The sequence below is a fragment of the Xanthomonas sacchari genome, from assembly GCF_024266585.1.
In the GTDB taxonomy this organism is placed as follows: domain Bacteria; phylum Pseudomonadota; class Gammaproteobacteria; order Xanthomonadales; family Xanthomonadaceae; genus Xanthomonas_A; species Xanthomonas_A sacchari_C.
On the sequence record NZ_CP100647.1, the window covers coordinates 1,835,548 to 1,858,450 of the forward strand.

Below are 22,903 nucleotides of genomic sequence, written 5' to 3' on the forward strand. Positions count from 1 at the left end.
CGGATGAATACCGCGCCCGCTCCTTCCTCCGACGACGGCGCCGCTTCCGGCGGCGGCCGCAACAACCGGCTCAGCGCCGAAGACTGGGCGCAGGCCGCCCTGGACCTGATCGCCGAACAGGGCGTCAGCGCGGTGGCGGTGGAGCCGCTGGCGCGGCGCCTGGGCGTCACCAAGGGCAGCTTCTACTGGCACTTCCCGTCGCGCGATGCGTTGCTGCAGGCCGCGCTGGAGCGTTGGGAACTGGTCGAGCAGCAACAGGTGTTCGGCAGCCTGGAAGAAGTGCCGGATCCGCGTACGCGGCTGCGCGCGCTGTTCCAGCTGGTCGCGCACGAGGTCAAGCCGCACGTCATCTACAGCGAGTTGCTGAAGGCGCTCGACCATCCCGCGGTGCGGCCGGTGATCGACCGGGTCTCGCAGCGGCGCATGGAGTATCTGATCGCCTCGTTCCGCCAGTCCGGACTCAGCCGCACCGACGCGCAGCACCGCGCGCGTCTGGCCTATGCCGCCTACGTCGGCTTCCTGCAGCTGTCGTTGCAGTTGCACCAGCCCAAGCAGGCGCGCGAGGACTTCGAGGCCTACGTCGAACACGTCATCGTGACCTTGATTCCGGGCTGATGGCGCACGGTCCCGTCGCTGCCGACGCCCTGGAGGCCGTGCATCGGCATGTGGCCGCGGGCGACTACCGGGCTGCCGATGCGCTGTGCGAGCGCGCCTTGGACGCTGCGCCCGCCGATCTGGCGCTACGCCGCGCGCATGCGCTGCTGCTGATGGACAGCGGCGCGTTCGCGCGCGCCGCCCACGCCTGGGCGCTGCTGGCGGCGGCCGAACCGAGTGTGGAGGCATGCAGCCGCAGCGCGATCTGCCTGGCCCGCCTCGGCGAGCATGCGCAGGCCGTGCCCGCGTTCGAGCGCGCCTTGCAGCTGGCCGCCGACGCGTTCCTGGTACGGCTGTGGTATGCCGAAAGCCTGGAGGCGCTCGGGCGCCACGACGAGGCGCTGCCGATGTACTTCGCGGCGGTGCGCACGGCGCAGGCCAAGGGGCGCTGGCTCGACCAGGCCAGTACCGCGCCCGAATTACGGACGCGCGTGGTCGCCGCGATGCAGCGGATCGATCAGGGGCGGCACGCGTTGTTTGTCGCCGCGATCCAGCCGTTGCTCGATCGCTTCGGCGAGACCGCGCTGCGCCGGGTGATGGCGGCATTGCGCATCTATCTCGGGCTGCAGGCGCGGCCTGCGGACGATGGCCAGCATCCGACCTTCCTGTACGTCCCGGATCTGGATCCGTCGCCCTATCTGGGGGCTGCGCGCTTCCCCTGGTACGACCGGCTGCAGGACGCTGCCGCCGGGATCGTCGAGGAGGTGCACCAGGTCCTGGCGTCGCGGCAGTCGGTGCAACCGTTCCTGGATTTCAGCAACGGCGCGTCGCCGCAGGACTATCTCGTCGGCCAGCGCGGCGACGGCGCCTGGGATGCGTATTTCTTCTACCGGCACGGGCAGGCCTACCCGCAGAACCTGCAGCATTGCCCGCGCACGGCCGCCGCGTTGGCACAGGTGCCGTTGACCCGGATCGACGGGCATGCGCCGGAGGTCTTGTTCTCGATCCTGGCGCCCGGCACCACGATCAAGCCGCATTACGGCGTGACCAATGCGCGCGTGGTGACCCACCTGCCCTTGATCGTGCCGCCGGACTGCGCGCTCGAGGTCGCCGGCATCGCGCATGCCTGGGAGGTCGGGCGCCTGGTCACCTTCAACGACACCTGCCTGCACCAGGCCTGGAACCGCAGCGAGCGGGTACGGGTGGTGACGATCCTGGACACCTGGCACCCGGATCTGGACGAAGCCGAGACGCAGGCGCTGCGGCAACTGGTCGAGACGATCGGCGCGTTCAACCTGCGCGCCGGCGTCTGAGCGGCGCCGGCCGCGGTGCGCGTCGTGCGCTCCGCGGCGCAGCTCAGCGCTTGAACATGAGGTAGGTCGAGAGGATGTACTTGTCGTTGGAAACGGGCGGCTCGCCGACGTGCTGGTACATCCAGTAGGGCGGGAACATCAGCAGCCTGCCCGCGCGGGGCGCGGTTTCCACGTCGAGGTCGCAGAAGCGCGTGTTTCCGCCTTCGCCGACGTCGTTGAGGTACCACAGGAACACCAGGTAGCGCTCCGAGACCGCGTCGAGCGCGTCGAAGTGCGGCTGGAAGCGATCGGTGCCGCCCACCTGGTATTTCTTCAGGATCAGTCGGTCGATCGTCGGCCGGTACGGGATGGGCAGGGTCAGGCCCAGCTCCTGGTTGTAGCGGGCCAGGTAGTGCTCGATCCGGTCCAGGAAAAAGCCCAGGAAGGCCGGATCGGCGAGCTTGCCGACGTCCAGCTCGGTCCAGTTGCTCTCGGCGAGCGCGGCGTGGAGCGTGCTGCCGTTGCGCAGGTGGTGCGCGCGGGACGATTCGAACCCGTCGATCAACTGCTGGCAGAACGGGATGGGCAGCGCGTCGTCGTAGCTGCGGATGTAGTCGCTCAGCGCTTTCATGGGGTGCGCGCCTCCAGGTCATAGCCCCAATGTGTCGCGACCGGCTGCAGGATCGGCAGCGCACTGGCCAGCCAGGGCGCATAGGGATGCCAGCGGCCCACCGCGCGCTGGTTCACCGGTTCCACCACCTGCGCATAACTGGGGGTGCTGATGTAGCCCTTGCGTGCGGCATGTTGCGAGAAATCGGCCAGGAACCCGGCCTGGTCGATGCCCAGGAAGTCGCCGATGCGTTGCACCTGCGCAAGGAAATCGGCCACCGTTTCCTCGTACTTGAGGATCAGCAACTGCGGCTGCAGCAGCGCCTGATGGTGGATCCAGAAACGCATCGCGTTCACGTAGCTCTTGGCCAGGCGCTCGAGCGTGGAGCACAGCACCATGAAGGCCGGCGAGCGGAAGTTCTGCATGTAGCAGCTCAACAGCACGTCGCAGGGGTGTCGCAGGGCGAGGATGATCTTCGCGGCGGGGAACATGCGCATGATCACCGGCAGGCGCAACATGTTCAGCGGGTTCTTGTCGACCAGTTGCTGGCCGGGGGCCAGGGTCGCGACCTTGGCGACTTCCGCCCAGTACACCTGGCGCATTGCTGCGACCTGGTCCTGGTCCAGCGCGTCCAGGTCGTACGGGTAGCGCTTGCCCTGCGCCTCCATCCATTCGATGCAGCGCTGCAGGATCGCGCGTTCGTCCATCGACACGTAGCGCGGATGCGCATCGAGCATCTGTTCGAGCATGGTGGTGCCCGAGCGGGGAAAGCCGACGATGAACACCGGCGATGCGTCGCTGTCCGGCGCCGTGCCGTGCGGGTCCGTGGCGAACGGGTTGTCCAGCCACAGGCTGGAGATCTGCAGCGGTTCTTCGCCGGAGTGGGCGATTTCCGGAATGGTCTCGGCGGCGAGCTTGAACTGCAGAGCGTGCGCCTTCTCCAGCATGGCCATCGCCGCGGCGGGCTCGCCTTGCTTGTCGTCGATGCCGGCCAGCGCAAAGTAGGCGTTGGCCTCGATCTGCACCTGCGGTTGCAGGGCCAGCAGTTCGGTCGTGGCGGCGCGCGCGGCGGCGTAGTCCTTGCGGCGCAGCGCCAGCGCCGATTGCAGTTGCAGCAGGTCGATGCGGGTCTGCCGGTCGTCCTGCGCGGCGAGAGCGCTCGCCTGCTGCCACAGCGTCTCGGCCTGCGTGATGCGATTGGTGCGTTCGTGCAGCTGCGCCAGGCGGATCAGGTTGGAGAGCGACGGCGCCTGGCCGTGCTGCGCCTGCGACAGCAACGCCTCGGCCTCGTCGGTTCTGCCGACCTGGATCAGCGCACCGGCCAGGTCCTCGCGCAGGTCGTCGGGCAAGTGCGGCCACACTGCTGGCGGCGGGAGCAGGGCGGCGGCCCGCTGCGCATCGCCGCACTCGAAGCAGGCGATGGCGGCGTGGATGCGTGCTTCCGGCTGCGCCGGATCCAGGTCGACCGCGTCCAGCAGGCGGTGCCGCGCACGCGCGATGTCGCCCATGTCCAGCAGCAGCAGGCCATGGTCGACCAGATAGTGGTAGGTCTGCGGCGCGAGGGCGAGCGCCTGCCGGTAGGCCTGGTCGGCGTCGGCATGCTCGCCAAGGGTACGCAGCGCCATGCCCAGATTGGCCCAGTGCGCCGACTCCTGCGGCTGCAGGCGGGTCAGGGTGCGGTAGTGCGTGGCCGCTCCGGCCACGTCGCCGCTCTGTTGCAGCGCCATCGCCAGCAGCGTGTGCCAGCCGGGATCGTGCGGCGCCGTGGCCAGTGCCTGCCGGCACAGGTCGCCTGCCGCGTCGGCCCAGCCTTGTTCGATGAGATGGATCGCGTATTGCAGCTGTGGTGCGTTCATTCCGGTCTGCCAAAAAAGAGGGCCGCGCGAATGCTTCGCGCGGCCCTCGTCGTCACGTCAGGAGCGGACTGAGCGAGCTCAGAAGCTCATGCTGTAGCGAGCCCACAGGTAGCGGCCAACGGTGTCGAAGCTGTTCACGTCCGTGTTGGCGTTCAGCACGTTGTTCTGATACAGCATGGGCGGCTGCTTGTCGAACACGTTGTCCAGGCCCACTTCCACCTTCGAATTGAACCACGGCAGCGCGTAGTTCACGCTGACGCTGTGCAGGAAGTAGGAACCGTAGGGAACCACCACGTACGGCAGGCCGGCGTCGGCGCTGCGGTTCTGCGCCGGATCGGCGCTGCCGATGTCGAACGGACCGACGTAGCGCACGCGCCAGCTCGCGCCCAAGTCGCCCTTCTGCCAGTTCACGAACAGGCGGCCGCGGACACGCGAGTACAGGCCGTAGCTCTTGTTGTAGGTGCCGGCGATATGGGTCACCACGCCCGCCGGATCGGCCGGGTTGGTCTTGTTGTCGTAGCGCGCGATGTAGGTGCCGTCCAGGCCGAAGGTGTAGCTACCCCAGGCGGTGTCCGGCAGACGGTAGCGCAGCGCCAGATCCCAGCCCTTGGTATCCAGGCGGCCCAGGTTGACGATCGGCTCGCGGATGAAGTTCACCTGGCCGTCGGCATAGCGGTTGATGAAGCCGCAGAACGGGCTGTTGTTGTCGGTGTAGCAGATGTCGGCCACGGTCTGCGCATCGGCGCGGTTGATCGTGTCGTTCAGGTACAGGCGCCAGTAGTCCAGGCTGGCCGAGAAGCCCGGCAGCCATTCCGGGTCATAGACCACGCCCCAGTCGAACGACTTGCCCTGTTCCGGCTTCAGGTCGAAGCCCGCAGCGACCGAACCCGACCACACGCCGGTGGTCTGCGACATGCCGCTCGGGGTGATGCCGGTGGCGCCCGGGATGGCGGTCGCGCCGGCGCCGGCGCCGCACGCCGCTTCATGGTCGCGCGGGGTGCCGGTGCGGCCGTAGCCGAGGCAGGGATCGGCGAAATTCGGCGCATCGCCGCTGGCGCCGGCGTACAGGTTCTCGATCGTCGGCGCGCGGAACACCTCGGCGACCGTGCCGCGCAGCAGCAGGCTCTGGATCGGACGCCACTCCAGCTGGACCTTGCTGTTGGTGGTGTTGCCGAAGGTGTTGTAGTCCGAATAGCGCGAGCCCAGGGTCAGCGCCAGCAGGTGCGCGAACGGCACCTCGGACAGCAGCGGCACGTACAGTTCGGCGTACAGTTCCTTCACGTTGTACTTGCCGCTCAGCGGGGTGCCGCAGGCTTCCTGCGAGATGAAGCAGTTGCCGTTGGCATTGGCGATGGCGATGTAGTCGACCGCGTTCTTCTGGTACTCCTCGCGCCAGGACACGCCCACCGCCAGCTGCGTGGCGCCGGCCGGCAGCGAGAACAGCTCGCCGCTGGCGTTGGCTTCGAAGCTGCGCATCTGGTAGGTGGTGGAGTAGGTCGGACGCGCCTCGTACTTGCCGAGGGTCGCAATGGTCTGCGGGTCGTTGATGTTGAAGATGTTCAACGGGGTGCAGCCGGCGATCACCGCGCCGGCGCTGCCGCACTTGACCACGCCATCGGTGTCGCGGAACGACGGGCCCAGCGCGTCGCGCAGGCCGGCGTAGTACACGTAGCCGTAGCTGGTGTTCTCGCGGGTGTAGTGGCCGTAGTTCATGGCCGCGTCCCACTTCCAGGTGCTGTCGCCGACGAAGCCTTCCAGACCGGCCACGACCTGGTCGGTGATGGTGCTGTAGTAGGAACGGCGCTGGCCCAGCGAGGTGAAGCGGGTCAGCAACTGGTTGTACTGGTTGCCGCCGTTGTCCGCACCGAAGTTGGTGCCGAACGGGTTGTAGAAGTTGTTGGCGGAGATCACCACCTTGTCGCCACGGGCGTCGAACGGCAGCGGCGCGATCGCGAAGTTGGAGCTGGTCTTGTTGTGGTAGACCTGGGCGAAGGCGTTGATGCTGTCGGTGATCTGATAGTTGGCCAGGAAGAACGCGTTGGTGCGCTCCTGCGGCGTCATGATCAGGTTGGTGGCCTGGTAGTTGAAGGAGTCGGTCGCGCCGGAGTAGCAGCGATAATCCCCCTGCGAGGCGCCGGTCGCACCGGGCTTCAGGGTGACGGTGGAGCAGCCGCCGTACTGGGGACGCAGGGCGGCCGGCACGGTGATGCGGCCACGCGGATTGCGGCTGGAGCCGAGCACGGTGACCGCGCCGCTGTACAGGTAGGTCGCGTCCTTGGAGTACTTGCGGTCGGCGGAGGAGATGCCGTCGAACTTGTTGTAGTTCAGGCCGACCATGATGTTGCCGCGATCGCCGACCTGACCGAAGGTCAGCGAGCCGCCGCTGCGCGCGCCGTCGTTCAGATGCGTCGCCTGACCGTAGTCGACGCTGACCGCCAGGCCTTCGAAGTCCTTGCGCAGGATGAAGTTGACCACGCCGGCCACGGCATCGGAGCCGTACACCGCCGAGGCGCCGCTGGTCAGCACTTCGATGCGCTCCACGGCGCTGGCGGGGATCGAGTTGACGTCGTTGTTGACGACGCGACGGCCGTTGACCAGCAGCAGGGTGCGCTCGTCGCCGAGGCCGCGCAGGTCGACCGAGGACTTGCCGTCGCCGCCGCCGTTGTTGACCGCCGGGGTGGCCGGCGCGCCGGACATCGCCGGCAGTTCCTGGACCAGGTCGCCGAGGGTCAGCTTGCCGGTCTGCTCGATCGCGGCGCGATCGATCACGACCACCGGGCTGGCGGTCTCGGTTTCAACGCGGGCAACGCGCGAGCCGGTGACCTGGATGGTGTCCAGGGTCTTGGACGCATCGTTGGAGGAGCTGTCCTGGGCCACGGCCGCGCCGGTGCTGAGCAACGCGGTGGTGCCGGCAGCGAGGGCGCACGCGATCGCGTCGCGCAAGCGATGGGTCTTGCAATTCATTGGCTCTCTCTCCGAAAGGTGTATGTCAGCTGAGTTCTCCTGCGGAGGCGCCGAAAAAGCGATGCCAAAAACCGCGGGGTAAGCCGATGTTAACTTTGTCTTCAGAGAAATTAAAGAGTCGTTAATGGGCGTGTAATTTCAGTGATGTATATCACGCTTGTTCAGGCAATAAAAAAGCCTCCGCGAGGAGGCTTTTTCGTTTCGAAACAGCACGTTGCCAGTGGCCGCTACAGATCCTGCTCGTAGCGCACGTAGGGAATGGTGCCTTCTTCGGTGCTGATGTTGTTCGGCGAGAACGGGTTCTTGCCGCGGGTGATGACGTTCTCGGCGCCGACGGTCAGCTGGCCGCTCCACGGGGTGCGCCAGGTCAGGCCCACGCCCAGGCCGGTCCACTTGCCGGGCTGGCCGGGGGCGTCGACGACACGGCCGATGACGTTGGCGCTGAACGAGCCGTAGCCGCCGCCGATGCTCAGGCTCTTGCTGTCCCAGCGGTCGAGCATCGCCGGGGTGGCGTCGGCGATCGGGACCAGGCGCGCCTTGGCGTAGGTGCCGCCGATCGAGACGAAGCCCTCGCGGCCAATGTTCTGCTGCGCGAAGACGGTCAGGTCGTTCTGCTCCATCCGCATCGACGGCGTCTTGTTGGCGCCGGCCAGCCAGGCGGGGAGGTTCTCGCGGCCGGTGCCGGCCGACAGCGACAGGCGCCCGCCGGGGCGGTTGAAGGTGGTGGTGGCGGCGACGTGGTGGCCGGTGGTGCCGTCGTCGTCGCCCAGGCTGGCCAGCATGCAGTGGCTGGCCAGCCCGCTGATGCTGCTGCCGCTGGCGCTGTTGCACAGCAGGCCCAGCGAGTCACCGGAGGACAGGCCGAACGCGGCATCCAGGGAGTTGCGGCCGAAATGCCAGCGCGCGCCGACCGCCTGCTCGCCGGTGGGCTCCAGATACAACAGTGCCTCGACCTTGCCGCTGCCCTTGTTCCAGACCGGCAGCACGGTGCGGTCCTGGCCAGTGGCCGGCTTGTTCTGCGCGTGTGCGCCCGTGCTCGCCGCAAGGGCGATCAGCAGGGCGAGCGGTAGGCGCAGAAAGGGTCGCATCAGCAGTCTGAGACTTGGGGCGGGCACAAAAGTTCCCGCCGGGCAGGGTGGTCGATGCTAGTGGATTTATGTTTCTTTAACAAGTCGGACTCCCCGGTCGCGACGCGCGTTTCAGCTAGTGCAAGCGCTCCGAGGATGTCGGTTCAGCCTGCGTTACGGCAAACAATACGCCGAATTCCGTCAAAGGGAAGTCATAGTGCCGGCCGCAGAACTCGCAACGGATCTCAACTTGGCCGGTGGCCTCGGCGGCGGCCCGTGCTTCCTCCTCGCCCAGCGAGCGCAGCATCGCCGCCACCCGCTCGCGCGAGCACGAGCAGCCGAAGCGCAGCGGGCGGTCGCCCAGCAGTTCCGGGGTCTCTTCGTGGAACAGCCGGTGCAGCAGGGTCTCGGCCGGTGTCGCCAGCAGTTCGGCCTCGCCAACGGTCTCGAACAGCGCACCGGCGCGGTTCCAGCCGTCCTCGTCGCCGGCGTCGCCGGGCAGCTTCTGCAGCAGCAGGCCAGCGGCGTGGCTGCCGTCGGCGGCCAGGATCAGCCGCGTCGGCAACTGCTCGGACTGGCGGAAGTAGTCCTCGAAGGCCTCGTCCAGCTCGGCCGAGGACAGCGCCACCAGGCTCTGGTAGCGCTGCGGTTCGCGCGGGTCCAGGCCGGGGTTCTCGATGGTGATCGCCAGCAGGGCGTCGTCGCCGAGCGCGCGCAGGTCGCGCGGCGCGTCCTGGCCTTCGCCCAGCTGGACGATGCCGCGCAGCGTGCCGGCGGCGGTGCATTCGGCGAACAGGGTGCGCAGTGCGCCCTGGCTGCGCAACTGCACCGACAGGCGTCCGTCGACCTTGGTGTGGCCGGTGAACAGGGCTGCGGCGACGCAGGCCTCGCCCAGCAGTTCGGTGGCCGCGGCGGGGTAGCTGGCCGGCGCCAGGATCTCGCGCCAGGTGTCGTGCAGGCGCACGTGCACGCCGCGCACGCCGGCGTCGGGCAGCAGGAAGCGGGTCAGACGATCGTCGGAAGAATGCATTGCGGCCTCGCTGCGCATGGGAAGATGGCGACCGCACGATAGTGGATCATCACGGTGGACCAGGTCGAAGAACGCATAGGAATGGGGGCGGCGCGCCGCGATGCAAGTGGCGCCGCGCCGGCGCGTCCGCGCTCCAGGCGCTGGCGGCGCTGGGTGCTGCTGGCGCCGTTGGTCTTCGTGCTGGCGAGCGCGTCGCAGGTGCTGCTGCTGCGCTTCGTCGATCCGCCGTTCTCGGCGATGATGCTGGAGCGGCAGTTGGGCGCCTGGGCCGGCGGCGACTGGTCGTACCGCATCGCCTACGACTGGCGCGATGCCGCGCAGATCGCACCGAGCCTGCCGATCTCGCTGGTCGCCGCGGAGGATCAGCGCTTTCCCAGCCATCATGGCTTCGACCTGGACGCGATCGAGAAGGCGCGCGACCACAACGCGCGCGGCGGGCGCCTGCGAGGGGCCAGCACGATCAGCCAGCAGGTCGCCAAGAACCTGTTCCTGTGGCAGGGCCGCAGCTGGCTGCGCAAGGGATTGGAGGCCTGGTACACGGTGCTGATCGAGGCGCTGTGGTCGAAGCAGCGCATTCTCGAGGTGTACGCCAACGTGGCCGAGTTCGGTGACGGCGTGTACGGCGCGCAGGCGGCGGCGCGCAGCTTCTGGAACAAGGACGCGGCGCAGCTGACGCCGGCGCAGAGCGCGCTGCTGGCGGCGGTGCTGCCGGCGCCGCAGCGCTACAACGCCGCCCGTCCCGGCCCTTATGTGCAGGGGCGGGCCAACTGGATCCAACGCCAGACCCGGCAACTGGGCGGACCGGCCTATCTGCAGGCGCCGTAGGCTTGAAGCCCCTCTCCCGTCGGGAGAGGGGTTAGGGTGAGGGTACGGCCGCACGTGCGGATTGGGATTCGGCGGCAGGCGAACCCTCATCCGCCCCTTCGGGGCACCTTCTCCCGAGGGGAGAAGGAACTCAAAGCCCCTCTCCCGTCGGGAGAGGGGTTGGGGAGGGTACGGTTGCACGTGCGCATTGGGGTTCGGCGGCAGGTGGACCCTCATCCGCCCCTTCGGGGCACCTTCTCCCGAGGGGAGAAGGAACTCAAAGCCCCTCTCTTATCGGGAGAGGGGGTGGGGTGAGGGTGCGGCCGCACGGGCGGATTGGGATTCGGCGGAGGTGGACCCTCATCCGCCCCTTCGGGGCACCTTGTCCCGGTGGGAGAAGGGTGGAACTCGTCAGGCGATGCGCGGGCCGCTGGTGAACGCGCAGGCCGCTCCGTACCATCCGCCGATGGAATCCGAACGTCTCACCGTCGTCGTCACTGCGTTCAACGAGGTGCAGAGCCTGCCGCTGCTGCACCCGCGCATCCTCGCCGCGCTCGATGGCCTGCCCGGGCTGGAGGGGCGCGTGCTGTACGTGGACGACGGCAGTCGCGATGCCACCTGGGAGGCGATCCAGGCGCTGGCCGCGTCCGATCCGCGGGTCGGCGCGCTGCGCCTGTCGCGCAATTTCGGCAAGGAACTGGCGCTGACCGCGGGCCTGGACTGCGTCGACCGCGGCGCGGCGATGCTGCTGGATGCCGATGGGCAGGATCCGCCGGAGTTGATCGGGCAGTTCGTGGTGCACTGGCGCGCCGGCTACGACGATATCTACGGCACGCGCCTGGTGCGCGAAGGCGAGAGCTGGCTCAAGCGCGGCACCGCGGCGCTGTTCTACCGCGTGATCGGGCGCCTGTCGAAGACGCCGATCCCCGCCGATACCGGCGATTTCCGCCTGCTGTCGCCGCGCGCGCTGGCCGCGCTGCGGCAGTTGCGCGAGCGTCACCGCTTCATGAAGGGGCTGTTCGGCTGGATCGGCTTCCGCCGCCTGGCGGTGCCGTACCGACGCGCGCCGCGGCTGGCTGGGCGCAGCAAGTTCAGCCTGTGGCGGCTGTGGAACTTCGCCCTGGACGGCATCACCGGGTTCTCCACCGCGCCGTTGCGGGTGGCGACCTACCTCGGGCTGGCGACGGCGGTCGGCGCCTTCCTGTTCGCGATCTGGGTGGTGGTCAAGGCGGCGCTGTGGGGCGATCCGGTGGCCGGCTGGCCGACGATGATGGCGGTGATCCTGTTCCTGGGCGGCGTGCAGCTGATCGCACTGGGCCTGATCGGCGAATACCTGGGTCGTCTGTACGAGGAATCCAAGCAACGACCGCTGTACCTGGTGGACACCTGGCGTGCACCGGGCGAAGGAGTATGCTCGGCCATGCGATCCAGCGAACCGGGAGGCAGCGATGCGCACGGTACGGCAGGTCTTGAGCGAAAAGGGCAATGAGATCCACGCGGTCGCGCCGGACACGGCGGTGATCGAGGCGCTGCGGCTGATGGCCGCCAGGGGCATCGGCGCGGTGCTGGTGATGCAGGACGGACAGCTGTCCGGGATCCTGTCCGAGCGCGACTACGCACGCAAGGTGGTCCTGCAGGACCGCTCCTCGGCGACCACGCCGGTGCGCGACATCATGAGCGGCAAGGTGCACACCGTCGACTCCTCGCAGAGCGTGCAGCAGTGCATGGAACTGATGACCGGACACCGCATCCGCCACCTGCCGGTGGTGGACGCCGGCGCCGTGGTCGGCGTGATCTCGATCGGCGACCTGGTCAAGGCGGTGATCGAGGAGCAGCGCCAGGAGCTGGATCAGTTGCAGGAGTACATCAGGAGCTGAGGGGCTGGGAATCGGGAGTGGGCAATCGGGAATAGGAAATCAAAAGCAGCGATCTCCTGACGCGATCCTGGGACATCGGTCGCCTGACAAGATCGACGCGCGCAATGCGCTTTTGATCCTGCCATTCCCTATTCTCGATTCCCCATTCCCGGCTTCAATGCCCGCACTGAATATCCTTGCCCGGCCCAGTCTCGATGGTGGCCAGCAGGGCGGCGGGCGGGGCGATGCTGCCCAGGGCCACGGCGATCGCGCCGCGCACGCCCAGGGCCTTGAAGTCGGGGCGGAAGCTGGGGTCCTTGAAGGTGCCGCCGACGCGCAGCGGCGAGCGCAGGGCGAGGATGCTGTGGTCCTTGGGTTGCGCTTTCAGCAGCAGGTCCAGGCGCTCCTGGCCCAGGTCGATGGTGCCGCTGCCGACCAGCAGCGTGTCGGTGCTGTCGAAGGCCAGGGCGCGCGAGGTCATCACCCCGCGCTGCACGCCGAAGTCGCCGAACGCGCAGCGCACCGGGATCTCGCGGTCCTTGGTCACCAGGTACTTCAGCGATTCGCCCAGATCCAGGCCGGCCAGCTCCATCACCAGGTTGCTGATGCGGCCCTTGCCCATGCCGACCGCGACGTTGCCGTCGGCGCTGCCGAGCATCTGCGCGATCGAGTTGCCGCTGCCGGTCAGTGCGATCTCGCCGCCGATCGCGCCGGCCGCCTCCTTGGCCAGCTTGCCGTCGGGAAACAGCTTGCCCAGCTGCACGCCGCGGATCGACAGCTGCGCGCGGGTCTGCAGGGTGGGCTTGCGCGCGTCCATGCGGATGTCCGAGCGCAGGTCGCCGCCGGCCACGCCGAAATTCAGCGGCTGCAGCAGCAGGACGCCGTCGTCGAGCTTCAGGTGCGCGTCCATGTCCTCCAGCGGCAGCGACGGTGCATTGATGCGCTGCGCCTTCCAGCGCACGTCGGCATCCATCGCGCGCAGCTTGCCGAGGTCGTATGGGGTGGACGGCAGCACCTTGTCGGCGGTGGCCAGCTTGGCCGCCTGCGCCTTCTGTTCGGCATTGGCGGTCTCGCCGGCGCCGGTGCGCGGCGGTGCACCGACGAAGCCGGCCAGGTCGTCGAAATCCAGCCGCTGCGAGCGCAGGTCGGCACGCAGGAATGGGCGCTGCCCGGCGGTGTCGATCTGCACCGTGCCGGCCAGGTCGCTGTCGCCGGCGCGGCCGCGGAAGTCCTGGTAGCGCCAGCGATCGCCGTCGCGCTGCAGGCGCCCGTCCAACTGGTAGGGCGGGGTGGACGGAATGGCGATGCCCAGCAGCGGATACAGGTGGGCCATGTCGGTGCCGGCCAGCTGCAATTGCAGGTCGAACACGCGCAACTGGAACGGGTTGGTCAGGGTGCCGCGCATGTGCGCGCGGGTGCTGCCGGCGCTGCCGCGCAGGTCGACGCGGAACGGATGGTCGCTCTCGCTCAGTTCCAGCGGCGAGGCGGTGTTGCCCTTGAGGGTGAAGGGATTGCCGCGCCAGCGGCCGTCGCCGCTGACCGCGATCGGCGGCGCGGCATCGCCACGGCGCCGCTGTCCGACCTGGCTGTCGACGGCGATGTCGATCTCGGTGCGCCCGGCCGGATCCTGGAAGCGCAGGTGTCCCTGCTGCACCAGCAGCGCGCCGAGTACGACCGGGCGGCCGCCGTCGGACGCGCCGAACACCCAGTTGCCGGGCTGTCCGGCCGGCCCGGTCTCCAGCAACAGATCCGGCTTGGTCAGACGGATCTCGGGGATGCGCACGCGGCCGCGCAGCAACGGCCACAGCGCGATGTCCAGCTCGGCTCGGTCGGCGCTGGCCATCTGCGCCTGCTTCGACCAGCCGGCATTGGCGAAACGCAGGCGATCGCCGCGCACGGTGACGATGCGGCCCAGGTCCACGTCCAGGTTGCCGTCGATATGGAAGGCGCGCCCGGTGCGTGCCTGCACCGCGCGTTCCACCGGCGCCTTGAACCAGTTCCAGTCGAAGATCAGGATGATGACGAGCAGGAGCAGCACCAGCGCGCCGAGCACGAACGGCCAGCGCCGCAGGCGGCCGTCGTTGCGTCGCCAGGGCCAGGAGCGGCGGCGTGCGCCGGATGCGGAAACGGGTTCGCGAGCCATGCGGCCATCCTAGGCGGCCGCCGTGCACGGGGTGCGAAAGCGATCGGCCGCTTCAGAGCACCTGGCCGGTCACCGCGACGAAGTGGCAGACGCTGCCGGCGAGCACGAACAGATGCCAGATGGCATGGAAGTAGCGCACGGTGTCGCGCTGATAGAAATACGTACCCAGGGTATAGAACAGGCCGCCGGCCAGCAGCCAGCCCAGGGTCCAGGCGTCGATGGAACGCAGCAGCGGTTCGATCGCGACCACGATCAGCCAGCCCATGGCGATGTAGAGGATGGTCGAGAGCAGGCGGAAACGACCGGTGAAGAACAGCTTGAAGATCACCCCGGCCACGGCGATGGTCCAGATCGCCGCGAACAGGCTCCAGCCCCACGGACCGCGCAGGCCGATCAGGGTGAACGGGGTGTAGGTGCCGGCGATCAGCAGGTAGATCGCGCAGTGGTCGAAGATCTGCAGGCGCGCCTTGGCGCCGGGATGGGAAATGGCGTGGTACAGCGTGGAGGCCACGTACAGCAGCAACAAGGTGACGCTGAACACGATGGCGGTGGCCAGTTGCCAACCGTCGCCGTAGATCGCGGCGAGGGTGATCAGCACCGAACCGCCGGCCAGTGCGGCGATCGCGCCGAGGCCGTGGGTCAGCGCACTGGCGAGTTCGTCGCGCCAGTCCGTGGAAGGCTGCGCGTCGGCGTTCGAGTAGGCGGGCGACCGGTCTGCATCCATGGTCCGCAAGGTAGCGCAATTGCGAGCGGTTCGCATCCGCTGCGGCGCAGCACTGCGACACCGGTTGGGCGTGCGCTCAGCCGGCGCACGCCCATGGTCACACGGTGGTCATTCCATCGCCACGCTGTGCGCGTGTTCGCGGGTGGCGGCGAAGCGCACGTCCGGCGCGCGTTCCTGGGCCAGTTGCAGGTTGACCCGGGTCGGCGCCAGGTACACCAGTTCGCCGGCGGCATCGATGCCCAGGTTCATCGCGTTCTTCTCGCGGAACTCTTCCAGCTTCTTCGGGTTGTCGCAGTGCACCCAGCGCGCGGTGACCACGCCGACCGGCTCGAAGCTGGCGTCCACGCCGTACTCGTCCTTGAGCCGGTAGGCGACCACGTCGAACTGCAGGGTGCCGACCGCGCCGAGGATCAGGTCGTTGCTCATCAGCGGGCGGAAGAACTGGGTGGCGCCTTCCTCGGACAGCTGCGCCAGGCCCTTCTGCAACTGCTTGAGCTTGAGCGGGTCGCGCAGGCGCGCGCGGCGGAACAGTTCCGGGGCGAAGTTGGGGATGCCGGTGAACGACAGCGACTCGCCCTCGGTGAAGGTGTCGCCGATGGAGATGGTGCCGTGGTTGTGGATGCCGATGACGTCGCCGGGGTAGGCCTCGGCGGCGATCTCGCGGTCGCTGGCCATGAAGGTCAGCGCGTTGGCCAGCTTGACCTCCTTGCCGGTGCGCACATGCAGGGTCTTCATGCCGGCGGCGAAACGGCCGGAGCAGATGCGCATGAAGGCGACGCGGTCGCGATGCTGCGGATCCATGTTGGCCTGGATCTTGAACACGAAGCCGGTGAGCTTGTCCTCGCCGGCCTGCACCTGGCGGCCGGTGGTGGCGCGCGGCTGCGGCGGCGGCGCGTGCTCGGCGAAGAAGTCCAGCAGCGGCTGCACGCCGAAGTTGTTGACGCCGGAGCCGAAGAACACCGGGGTCTGCTTGCCGGCGCGGTAGGCGTCCAGGTCGAAGGCATGGCTGGCGCCCTGCACCAGTTCCAGTTCGTCGCGCAGTTCGGCCAGCATCTGCTCGCCGATCTTCTCGGCCAGGCCGGGCGCGTCCAGCGACGGGAAGATGGTCGAATCCTGGCGGGTGAAGTTGCGGCCGGGCTCGTACAGATGCACTTCGCCGGTCACCAGATGCACCACGCCCTTGAGGCGCTGGCCCATGCCGATCGGCCAGGTCACCGGCGCGCACTCGATGCCGAGCACCGTCTCCACCTCGTCGAGGAGGTCGATCGGGTCCTTGCCTTCGCGGTCGAGCTTGTTGATGAAGGTCATGATCGGCGTGTCGCGCAACCGGCACACCTCCATCAGCTTGATGGTGCGCTCTTCCACGCCCTTGGCCACGTCGATCACCATCAGCGCCGAGTCCACCGCGGTGAGCACGCGGTAGGTGTCCTCGCCGAAGTCGGCGTGGCCGGGGGTGTCGAGCAGGTTGATGATCTTGCCTTCGTACGGGAACTGCATCACCGACGAGGTCACCGAGATGCCGCGCTCCTTTTCCAGCGCCATCCAGTCCGAAGTGGCGTGGCGCGCGGCCTTGCGGCCCTTCACCGAGCCGGCCATCTGGATCGCCCCGCCGAACAGCAGCAGCTTTTCGGTCAGCGTGGTCTTGCCGGCGTCGGGGTGGGAAATGATGGCGAAGGTGCGGCGGCGCGCAGCTTCGGTGGCGACTTCGGACATGGGCGGCACGCCCGCAAGGGGCGTCATCGGCAACGGAGGAAGCCGGCGATTATAGCGGGCTTCCCGTATGTGCCGTTCAGTTGAGCAGCCAGGGATGCGGGCGCTTGCTGGACTGGCGGGCCACCAGGTTGTAGGCGATGACCATGCCGAGCAGCAGCAGGCTCCAGGTTGGTGCCAGCCAGTGCGGCGCCATGGCGCCGGGCAGGCCGACCTGGCCGATGCTGATGGCGCCCAGCAGCGCCAGCGTGCAGTGCGCCACGACCAGCGCCGACACGCTGCGCGGCCAGCGCAGGCAGGCCAGCAGGATGGTGCTGGCTAGCAGGGTCCCGGTCAGGGTGATCGACATGGTCAGTGGGTAGTAGGCGGCCGGGGCGTGTCTGAGCAGGCCGAGGAGCCAGGACAGGCCCAGCCACGGCAGCATCGCCGCGATCGCGCATTTCAACACCACCTGGTTGAACAGCGTGCCGATCTGCCCGGGTGCGCCCAGGCCGGGCAACAGCGCGCTTTCCATCAGGCCGAGGTTGCCGTGCTTGCGCCACAGCCACAGCCGTTGCAGGAATTTCGCGCTGGACAGGTTGGCCAGAACGTTGGCCAGGATCAGCGGCAGGGTCGGCGATTGCGTGCCCGCCAGCAACAGCGTCCACAGCAGCACCAGCGACGGCATGGCGAGGACGGCCAGCACGGTGGCGGCCACGCTGCCGGGAGCGAAGCCCGGGCCGAGTGCGAAGCGAATGGTGCGTTCTGGTGCGCGGTGCAGGTCCGAGGGAACGCTGGGGCGCGCAATGCCCTGCATCCAGGCCCAGTGCCCGTTTTGCGATGCGACCACCTGCCTGATGGCGCCGTCGCCGGGCGGGCGTGGCTGCAGATTCATCCACAGCGGACGCAGCCAGGGTGTTAGCGCAACGGGGCGAGGCGAGTTGCCAAGGCGGTACGCGCACGTCGCGCCCGCGACACAGGCTGCAGCGACGGCCAGCATGGTGGTGCGCGGGTATGCGTCCAATGGGACGCCGACCCAGTAGTGCAGCATGAAGCCAAGAGGGGGCAGGCACAGCAACGCGGTACTGGACCACGCAGGCGCTGTTGCCAGCAGCAGCCCGCCGGACGCGCACAGTAGCAGCGTCGGTGCCGTCAGGCTGGGATCGCTGCCGCGCGGCGTGTAAAGCAAGACCGGCAACAGCACGGTGCCGGTCACCGCCCATGCGAACAGGCGCGCAAAGCGACGGCGTAGCCCTGGAAGGCGTAGGCGATGCGCCTGGTCGAGCAGGCTCAGCAAGCGTGCGCCGAGTCGTGTCCAGAGCAGCAGCACGATGGGACAGGTCAGCACCAGCGGCGATGGCGGATTGTCGACCCACGTCAGGGCGAACGCCGCAGCGATCACCCAGGGGTAGACCCATCTGGTCCGGCCGGATGCCGTGTATAGCAGACGCAGATCGGCGAGCGGGCGCTTCATCCCGCCACCTCGATGAACAGATCCTCCAGGCCGAGCCGGTCGACGCGCAGACCAGGCACGCCGAGCAGGGCGGAGGGCGGTTCGCTGGCATGCAGCAGTACGGCGATACCGCCGTCGGCGCTGTGGCGCCGCGCGAGTTCGCCGCGCAGCACGGCGTCGCCGAGCAGTGCGGCGGCCTTCGGCGGCAGCGTCACCCGCAGCACGCTGTCCTTGAGCTCGTCCAGCGGCTGGTCCAGCAACAGCCGGCCCTGGTGCAGGAACGCCACGCGCGAGGCCACGCGTTCCAGGTCGCTGACGATGTGGCTGGAGAACAGCACGGTGGTGCCGGCGTCGCAGGTTTCGGTGACGATCTCGCGCATCAGGTCGCGGCGTGCGACCGGATCCAGCGCCGAGGCGGGTTCGTCCAGGACCAGCAGTGCCGGCCGTGCGGCCAGCGCGCGCACCAGGGCCAGGCGCTGGGCCTGGCCCGGCGAGAGCTTGCCGATGCTCTGGGTGCGGTCAAGTTCCCAGCGGCGCAGCAGCGTGTCCGCGCGCTGCGCGTCCCAGTGGGGGTAGAGCTGTGCGGCGAAGGCGAGCAGTTCCTCCACGCGCATCCAGCCGAATGCCTGCGGCTGCTGCGGCACGAAGCCCAACTGCGCCTTGCGCGCATCGTCCAGGCGCAGCGCCGGGCCGCCGAACACCCGTGCCTGGCCGCGCTGCGGCTGCAGCAGCCCGAGCAGGCAGGCCAGCAAGGTGCTCTTGCCGGCGCCGTTGCGGCCGATCAGCCCGACCACCTCGCCGCGCGCCACCTGCAGGTCCACGCCCAGCAGCACCGGGCGGGCGCCGAAGGCCAGGTGCAGATCCTGCGCCGCCAGCGGCAGTTGCATATCCAGATCGGCCTGGGCTGCGGCCGCCATCACCACGCTACTCATCGCCAGTTTCTCCAAACAGGTGTTCAAGACGTTCGATCACGGAAGAGGACGGCAGGCCCAGTTCGCGGCAATGCCGGACCAGTTCCTGCAGACGCGGTTCGATCAGTTGCAGGCGTTGCCGCTGCGGCGCGGCGGCGGTCGCGGCCACCGCCATGCCGCGGCCGCGCAGGCGTTCCAGCACGCCCTCCGCCTCGAGCTGGCTGTAAGCGCGCGAGACCGTCATCGGGTTCACCGCGTGGGCGGCGGCGACCTCGCGCACCGAGGGCAGGCCGTCGCCCGGGCGCAGTTGCCCGGCGGCGACCAGGCGCCGGATCTGCTCGGCGATCTGCCGGTAGATCGGTTCCGGGGCGCTGGGTTGCACGTGGAGGTGGTTTGCATCCATGTGTATTAATACATCAATACACTTGGCGGATGTCAAGGCGTCTGCCGACGAACGGCGTGCCGGCGGCGGCTCAGGGCGGGTCGGGACGGGGGAAGTGCAGTTCGCCCAACGGGCCGGCCATCCGGAACGGCACCGACTCCAGGCGCAGGCCGCGGTTGAGCTGCAGCGCGAAATGCAGGTGCGGACCGCTGCTCAGGCCGGTGTTGCCGGACAGGCCGAGGCGCTCGCCGCGCCGCACCGCCTGGCCGACCCGCACCTGCACGCCGCCGGCGGCCAGGTGCGCGTAGATCGCCATGCTGCCGTCGGCGTGCAGCACCCGCACCAGGTTGGCGGCCTGGCCCAGGCGCGGGTCGGTGCCGGATTCGTGGAAGTCGTCACGCACCTCCATCACCACGCCCTCGCGTGCGGCCAGCACCGGCGTGCCTTCGGGCAGGGCGAAGTCCAGGGCGTAGGCGTTGGCCGGATCGCGGTGACTGAACGCACCGCCGAAGCCTTGATCGATGCGCACCGGGCGATCGGCGAAGGGGAGGGCGTACAGCACCGCGTCGGCATGGGCGCGCGGCGAACCGGGCACCGCCGCGATGTGCAGCCGGGCGCCGTCGCCGCCGGTCTCGGCCAGGTCGCCGGGCGGATACAGGCGAGCGACCACGCGGCGTTCGCCGGCGGCCAGCTCCACGGTCAGCGGCAGTGCGGGCACCGCGGTGAAGCCGGCGCTGTCGCCCAGCAGGCGGATCTGCACCGGGCCGCCCAGCGGATTGCCCAGCGCGATCTCGCGCACGCCGCCGTCGCGTGGCATCACCTGCAGCCAGGCCGGGGGCGGTTGCGGCACGGGCGGCGGGGCATTCCAGTGCAGCAACGGCTGCGCGGACGCGCTGGCCGCCGCCAGCGACAGGACCACGGCAAGCCAGCGGCGGGGGCGGCGTCGGCGCACGGATGCGGGAGGCGATGGGGGAAACGGAGTATGGCCGAGGCCGGGGATCGAAAAGTCATATCGCTTCATCCGAATAAAGAGATTGACAGTGGCGAAAATCGCTGGCATCGTGGCGTCACCATCGAGACCGGCGGAGGGACAGGCCCTTTGATGCCGGGGCAGCCAGCGGACGCGCGAGCGCCCGTGTCGGTGCCAAATCCTGCGGGGACCCACGCGTCCGCCGAAAGATGGTTCGATCCATGCCCTCCGCATGGCGAACGCGAGCTCCGCGAAGCTCGATGGCCGTTCCTCCCTGGATACCGCCATGCGCCTCGTGAACTCGCCTGATCGCCCCACCTCCGCCATCCCGTCCCACGACCGCGTTGCCGCGCCGGCCGACGGCGTGCACGCGATGCGCGGCGAGATCGCGGTGGCGCTGCCGCTGCGCCACGCCGGCGTGCAACTGCTGCGCCTGCGCTACGAGTTGAGCGGTCCCGCGGGCGCGCCGGTGGTGTTCGTCGCCGGCGGCATCTCCGCGCACCGCCACCTCGCCGCCAATGCCACCTTTACCGAAAAGGGCTGGGCCGAAGACCTGGTCGCCCCGGGCCGCGCGCTGGACCCGACCCAGCGGCGGCTGCTGGCATTCGACTTCGTCGGCGCCGACGGCAGCCTGGACGCGCCGATCGACAGTGCCGACCAGGCCGACGCCATCGCCGCGCTGCTGGACGCGCTGGACATCCCGCAACTGCGGGGTTTCGTCGGCTACTCCTACGGCGCGCTGGTCGGCCTGCAGCTGGCGGTGCGGCATCCGCAGCGCCTGCAGAAGCTGATCGCGGTCAGCGGCGCACACCGCGCGCATCCGTATGCCGCGGCCTGGCGCGCGCTGCAGCGCCGTGCGGTGGCGTTGGGCCAGCTGCAGTGCGCCGAAAGCCACGGGCTGTCGCTGGCCCGGCAGTTCGCGATGCTCAGCTACCGCACCCCCGAGGAATTCGGCGAGCGCTTCGACGCCGCGCCGGAAGTGATCAACGGCCGCGTCCGCGTCGCCGCCGAAGACTACCTGGACGCCGCCGGCGCGCAGTACGTGGCGCGCACCCAGGTCAACGCCTACCTGCGCCTGTCCGAATCCATCGACCTGCACCGCATCGATCCGGCCGCCGTCGCCGTGCCCACGGTGGTGGTGGCGGTCGAGGGCGACCGCCTGGTGCCGCTGTCGGACCTGGTGACCCTGGTCGAAGGCCTGGGCTCGCGCGGCAGCCTGCGCGTGCTGCGTTCGCCCTATGGCCACGACGCCTTCCTGAAAGAAACCGATCGCATCGACGCGATTCTCGCCACCGCCCTTCGCCCCACCGGAGTTGCCGCATGAGCACTGCCCACGACACCGATCTGCCCTGTAGCACCGCCACCGCCGCGGTCCGTGCCGGCATCGACCGCGACACCGCCTACGGCGCGGTGACCCCGCCGATCGTGCTGTCGTCGAACTTCAGCTTCGACGGCTTCGGCAACAAGCGCCAGTACGACTACACCCGCAGCGGCAATCCGACCCGCGACCTGCTCGGCGAAGCGCTGGCGGAACTGGAGGGCGGCGCCGGCGGCGTGATCACCGCCACCGGCATGGGCGCGATCAACCTGGTGCTCAACGCGCTGCTGCAGCCCGGCGACAAGCTGGTGGTGCCGCACGATGCGTACGGTGGCAGCTGGCGGCTGTTCAACGCGCTGGCCAAGAAGGGCCACTTCGAACTGATCACCGCCGACCTGACCGATCCGCGCTCGCTGGCCGATGCGCTGGCGCAGGCGCCGAAGCTGGTGCTGATCGAGACCCCGTCCAACCCGCTACTGCGCATCACCGACCTGCGCTTCGTCATCGACGCCACGCACAAGGCCGGCGCGCTGGCGGTGGTCGACAACACCTTCCTGTCGCCGGCGCTGCAGACCCCGATCGCCTTCGGCGCGGACCTGGTGATCCACTCCACCACCAAGTACGTCAACGGCCACAGCGACGTGGTCGGCGGTGCGGTGATCGCCGCCGATGCCGAGCTGCACCAGCAGCTGGTGTGGTGGGCCAACGCGCTGGGCCTGACCGGCTCGCCGTTCGATGCGTTCCTGACCCTGCGCGGCCTGCGCACGCTGGACGCGCGCCTGCGCGCGCACCAGGAGAACGCGCAGGCGGTGGTGGAGCTGCTGACCACGCACGCCGCGGTGCGCCAGGTGTACTACCCCGGCCTGGCCTCGCATCCGGGCCACGCGGTGGCGGCGCGGCAGCAGCGCGGCTTCGGCGCGATGATCAGCTTCGAACTGGCCGGCGGCGAGGCCGAGGTGCGCGCCTTCGTCGATGGCCTGCGCTACTTCACCCTGGCCGAATCGCTGGGCGGCGTGGAGAGCCTGATCGCGCATCCGGCGACGATGACGCATGCGGCGATGACCGCCGAGGCGCGCGCCAAGGCCGGCATTTCCGATGGCCTGCTGCGCCTGTCGGTGGGCATCGAATCCAGCGCAGACCTGATCGCCGACCTGCAGGCCGGCCTGCAGCGCGCCCAGCGCGCTGGCGAGGCGCTGGCACGCAAACGGGTGGACGCGTGAGCAGCGGCCTGGCCGCTGCG

General features: G+C 69.1%; 19 protein-coding genes and 1 riboswitch. Of the genes, 7 read left to right on the forward strand and 12 right to left on the reverse strand.

The genetic code is table 11. The annotated features are described in order from the left end of the window. Positions 1–3 precede the first annotated feature (3 nt). Entirely contained in the window at positions 4–615 is a 612-nt protein-coding gene (locus NKJ47_RS07370; RefSeq protein ID WP_254460837.1) for a TetR/AcrR family transcriptional regulator, read from the forward strand. Next, positions 615–1,907, forward strand: a complete 1,293-nt coding sequence (locus NKJ47_RS07375) for an aspartyl/asparaginyl beta-hydroxylase domain-containing protein (protein ID WP_254460838.1) — start codon at positions 615–617, stop codon at positions 1,905–1,907. Before NKJ47_RS07370 ends, NKJ47_RS07375 begins: the two co-directional genes overlap by 1 nt. Positions 1,908–1,950: 43 nt before the next feature. Here the strand turns inward: NKJ47_RS07375 and NKJ47_RS07380 are convergent, their stop codons facing one another. The 5 genes from NKJ47_RS07380 to NKJ47_RS07400 all read right to left on the reverse strand — a co-directional run bounded on the left by NKJ47_RS07380 (position 1,951) and on the right by NKJ47_RS07400 (position 9,413). After that, the gene (locus tag NKJ47_RS07380) at positions 1,951–2,517 is read right to left on the reverse strand and encodes a 2OG-Fe(II) oxygenase family protein (RefSeq protein WP_254460839.1); all 567 of its coding nucleotides are present in this window, start codon (positions 2,515–2,517) and stop codon (positions 1,951–1,953) included. Further along, positions 2,514–4,352 (reverse strand): tetratricopeptide repeat-containing sulfotransferase family protein, encoded by a 1,839-nt coding sequence (locus NKJ47_RS07385; RefSeq protein ID WP_254460840.1) that lies wholly within the window; start codon positions 4,350–4,352, stop codon positions 2,514–2,516. The genes NKJ47_RS07380 and NKJ47_RS07385 overlap by 4 nt, the downstream gene beginning before the upstream one ends. A gap of 78 nt (positions 4,353–4,430) precedes the next feature. Further along, positions 4,431–7,316, reverse strand: coding sequence for a TonB-dependent receptor plug domain-containing protein (locus NKJ47_RS07390; protein ID WP_254460841.1), 2,886 nt, complete (start codon positions 7,314–7,316; stop codon positions 4,431–4,433). Between the two features lie 227 nt (positions 7,317–7,543). Continuing rightward, positions 7,544–8,404, reverse strand: coding sequence for a hypothetical protein (locus NKJ47_RS07395; protein WP_254460842.1), 861 nt, complete (start codon positions 8,402–8,404; stop codon positions 7,544–7,546). Between the two features lie 115 nt (positions 8,405–8,519). After that, a complete protein-coding gene (locus NKJ47_RS07400; RefSeq protein ID WP_254460843.1) occupies positions 8,520–9,413 on the reverse strand; it encodes an Hsp33 family molecular chaperone HslO in 894 nt (297 codons plus the stop codon). A gap of 81 nt (positions 9,414–9,494) precedes the next feature. Between NKJ47_RS07400 and mtgA the strand changes: the two genes are divergently transcribed. The 3 genes from mtgA (at position 9,495) to NKJ47_RS07415 (ending at position 12,094) form a co-directional block, all read left to right on the forward strand. Next, positions 9,495–10,238, forward strand: coding sequence for a monofunctional biosynthetic peptidoglycan transglycosylase (gene mtgA / locus NKJ47_RS07405; protein ID WP_254461365.1), 744 nt, complete (start codon positions 9,495–9,497; stop codon positions 10,236–10,238). A 445-nt stretch (positions 10,239–10,683) separates the two neighbouring features. Next, on the forward strand, positions 10,684–11,706 hold the full coding sequence (locus NKJ47_RS07410) for a glycosyltransferase family 2 protein (RefSeq protein WP_254460844.1): 1,023 nt from the start codon (positions 10,684–10,686) through the stop codon (positions 11,704–11,706). Continuing rightward, a complete protein-coding gene (locus NKJ47_RS07415) occupies positions 11,666–12,094 on the forward strand; it encodes a CBS domain-containing protein (RefSeq protein ID WP_254460845.1) in 429 nt (142 codons plus the stop codon). The genes NKJ47_RS07410 and NKJ47_RS07415 overlap by 41 nt, the downstream gene beginning before the upstream one ends. A gap of 154 nt (positions 12,095–12,248) precedes the next feature. Here the strand turns inward: NKJ47_RS07415 and NKJ47_RS07420 are convergent, their stop codons facing one another. The 7 genes from NKJ47_RS07420 to NKJ47_RS07450 form a co-directional block, all read right to left on the reverse strand. Then, on the reverse strand, positions 12,249–14,216 hold the full coding sequence (locus NKJ47_RS07420; RefSeq protein WP_254460846.1) for an AsmA family protein: 1,968 nt from the start codon (positions 14,214–14,216) through the stop codon (positions 12,249–12,251). A gap of 52 nt (positions 14,217–14,268) precedes the next feature. Further along, positions 14,269–14,940, reverse strand: a complete 672-nt coding sequence (gene trhA / locus NKJ47_RS07425; RefSeq protein ID WP_254460847.1) for a PAQR family membrane homeostasis protein TrhA — start codon at positions 14,938–14,940, stop codon at positions 14,269–14,271. 108 nt (positions 14,941–15,048) lie between these two features. Continuing rightward, the gene (locus tag NKJ47_RS07430) at positions 15,049–16,653 is read right to left on the reverse strand and encodes a peptide chain release factor 3 (RefSeq protein ID WP_254460848.1); all 1,605 of its coding nucleotides are present in this window, start codon (positions 16,651–16,653) and stop codon (positions 15,049–15,051) included. Positions 16,654–16,729: 76 nt separating this feature from the next. Beyond that, positions 16,730–18,103 carry a hypothetical protein gene (locus NKJ47_RS07435; RefSeq protein WP_254460849.1) on the reverse strand — a complete coding sequence of 458 codons (1,374 nt, stop codon included), beginning with the start codon at positions 18,101–18,103 and terminating at the stop codon, positions 16,730–16,732. Then, a complete protein-coding gene (locus NKJ47_RS07440) occupies positions 18,100–19,014 on the reverse strand; it encodes an ABC transporter ATP-binding protein (protein ID WP_254461366.1) in 915 nt (304 codons plus the stop codon). Before NKJ47_RS07440 ends, NKJ47_RS07435 begins: the two co-directional genes overlap by 4 nt. Beyond that, positions 19,007–19,396: a GntR family transcriptional regulator gene (locus tag NKJ47_RS07445; RefSeq protein ID WP_254460850.1), complete on the reverse strand. Its 390-nt coding sequence runs from the start codon at positions 19,394–19,396 to the stop codon at positions 19,007–19,009. Before NKJ47_RS07445 ends, NKJ47_RS07440 begins: the two co-directional genes overlap by 8 nt. Before the next feature lie 70 nt (positions 19,397–19,466). After that, complete coding sequence (locus NKJ47_RS07450) at positions 19,467–20,294, reverse strand: M23 family metallopeptidase (protein WP_429002500.1); 828 nt, start codon at positions 20,292–20,294, stop codon at positions 19,467–19,469. 148 nt (positions 20,295–20,442) lie between these two features. Further along, a riboswitch (SAM riboswitch) is annotated at positions 20,443–20,561 on the forward strand. 70 nt (positions 20,562–20,631) lie between these two features. On the opposite strand from NKJ47_RS07450, the gene metX reads away from it, so the two are divergent. Continuing rightward, entirely contained in the window at positions 20,632–21,669 is a 1,038-nt protein-coding gene (gene metX / locus NKJ47_RS07455; RefSeq protein ID WP_254460851.1) for a homoserine O-succinyltransferase MetX, read from the forward strand. After that, a complete protein-coding gene (locus NKJ47_RS07460; protein ID WP_254460852.1) occupies positions 21,666–22,883 on the forward strand; it encodes an O-succinylhomoserine (thiol)-lyase in 1,218 nt (405 codons plus the stop codon). The genes metX and NKJ47_RS07460 overlap by 4 nt, the downstream gene beginning before the upstream one ends. Positions 22,884–22,903 lie beyond the last annotated feature (20 nt).

Coding starts and splice junctions, on each gene's coding strand:
- NKJ47_RS07370 (WP_254460837.1), top strand. CDS start 4: ATGAATACCGCGCCCGCTCCTTCCTCCGACGACGGCGCCGCTTCCGGC.
- NKJ47_RS07375 (WP_254460838.1), top strand. CDS start 615: ATGGCGCACGGTCCCGTCGCTGCCGACGCCCTGGAGGCCGTGCATCGG.
- NKJ47_RS07380 (WP_254460839.1), bottom strand. CDS start 2,517: ATGAAAGCGCTGAGCGACTACATCCGCAGCTACGACGACGCGCTGCCC.
- NKJ47_RS07385 (WP_254460840.1), bottom strand. CDS start 4,352: ATGAACGCACCACAGCTGCAATACGCGATCCATCTCATCGAACAAGGC.
- NKJ47_RS07390 (WP_254460841.1), bottom strand. CDS start 7,316: ATGAATTGCAAGACCCATCGCTTGCGCGACGCGATCGCGTGCGCCCTC.
- NKJ47_RS07395 (WP_254460842.1), bottom strand. CDS start 8,404: ATGCGACCCTTTCTGCGCCTACCGCTCGCCCTGCTGATCGCCCTTGCG.
- NKJ47_RS07400 (WP_254460843.1), bottom strand. CDS start 9,413: ATGCATTCTTCCGACGATCGTCTGACCCGCTTCCTGCTGCCCGACGCC.
- mtgA (WP_254461365.1), top strand. CDS start 9,495: ATGGGGGCGGCGCGCCGCGATGCAAGTGGCGCCGCGCCGGCGCGTCCG.
- NKJ47_RS07410 (WP_254460844.1), top strand. CDS start 10,684: ATGGAATCCGAACGTCTCACCGTCGTCGTCACTGCGTTCAACGAGGTG.
- NKJ47_RS07415 (WP_254460845.1), top strand. CDS start 11,666: ATGCGCACGGTACGGCAGGTCTTGAGCGAAAAGGGCAATGAGATCCAC.
- NKJ47_RS07420 (WP_254460846.1), bottom strand. CDS start 14,216: ATGGCTCGCGAACCCGTTTCCGCATCCGGCGCACGCCGCCGCTCCTGG.
- trhA (WP_254460847.1), bottom strand. CDS start 14,940: ATGGATGCAGACCGGTCGCCCGCCTACTCGAACGCCGACGCGCAGCCT.
- NKJ47_RS07430 (WP_254460848.1), bottom strand. CDS start 16,653: ATGTCCGAAGTCGCCACCGAAGCTGCGCGCCGCCGCACCTTCGCCATC.
- NKJ47_RS07435 (WP_254460849.1), bottom strand. CDS start 18,103: ATGAAGCGCCCGCTCGCCGATCTGCGTCTGCTATACACGGCATCCGGC.
- NKJ47_RS07440 (WP_254461366.1), bottom strand. CDS start 19,014: ATGAGTAGCGTGGTGATGGCGGCCGCAGCCCAGGCCGATCTGGATATG.
- NKJ47_RS07445 (WP_254460850.1), bottom strand. CDS start 19,396: ATGGATGCAAACCACCTCCACGTGCAACCCAGCGCCCCGGAACCGATC.
- metX (WP_254460851.1), top strand. CDS start 20,632: ATGCGCCTCGTGAACTCGCCTGATCGCCCCACCTCCGCCATCCCGTCC.
- NKJ47_RS07460 (WP_254460852.1), top strand. CDS start 21,666: ATGAGCACTGCCCACGACACCGATCTGCCCTGTAGCACCGCCACCGCC.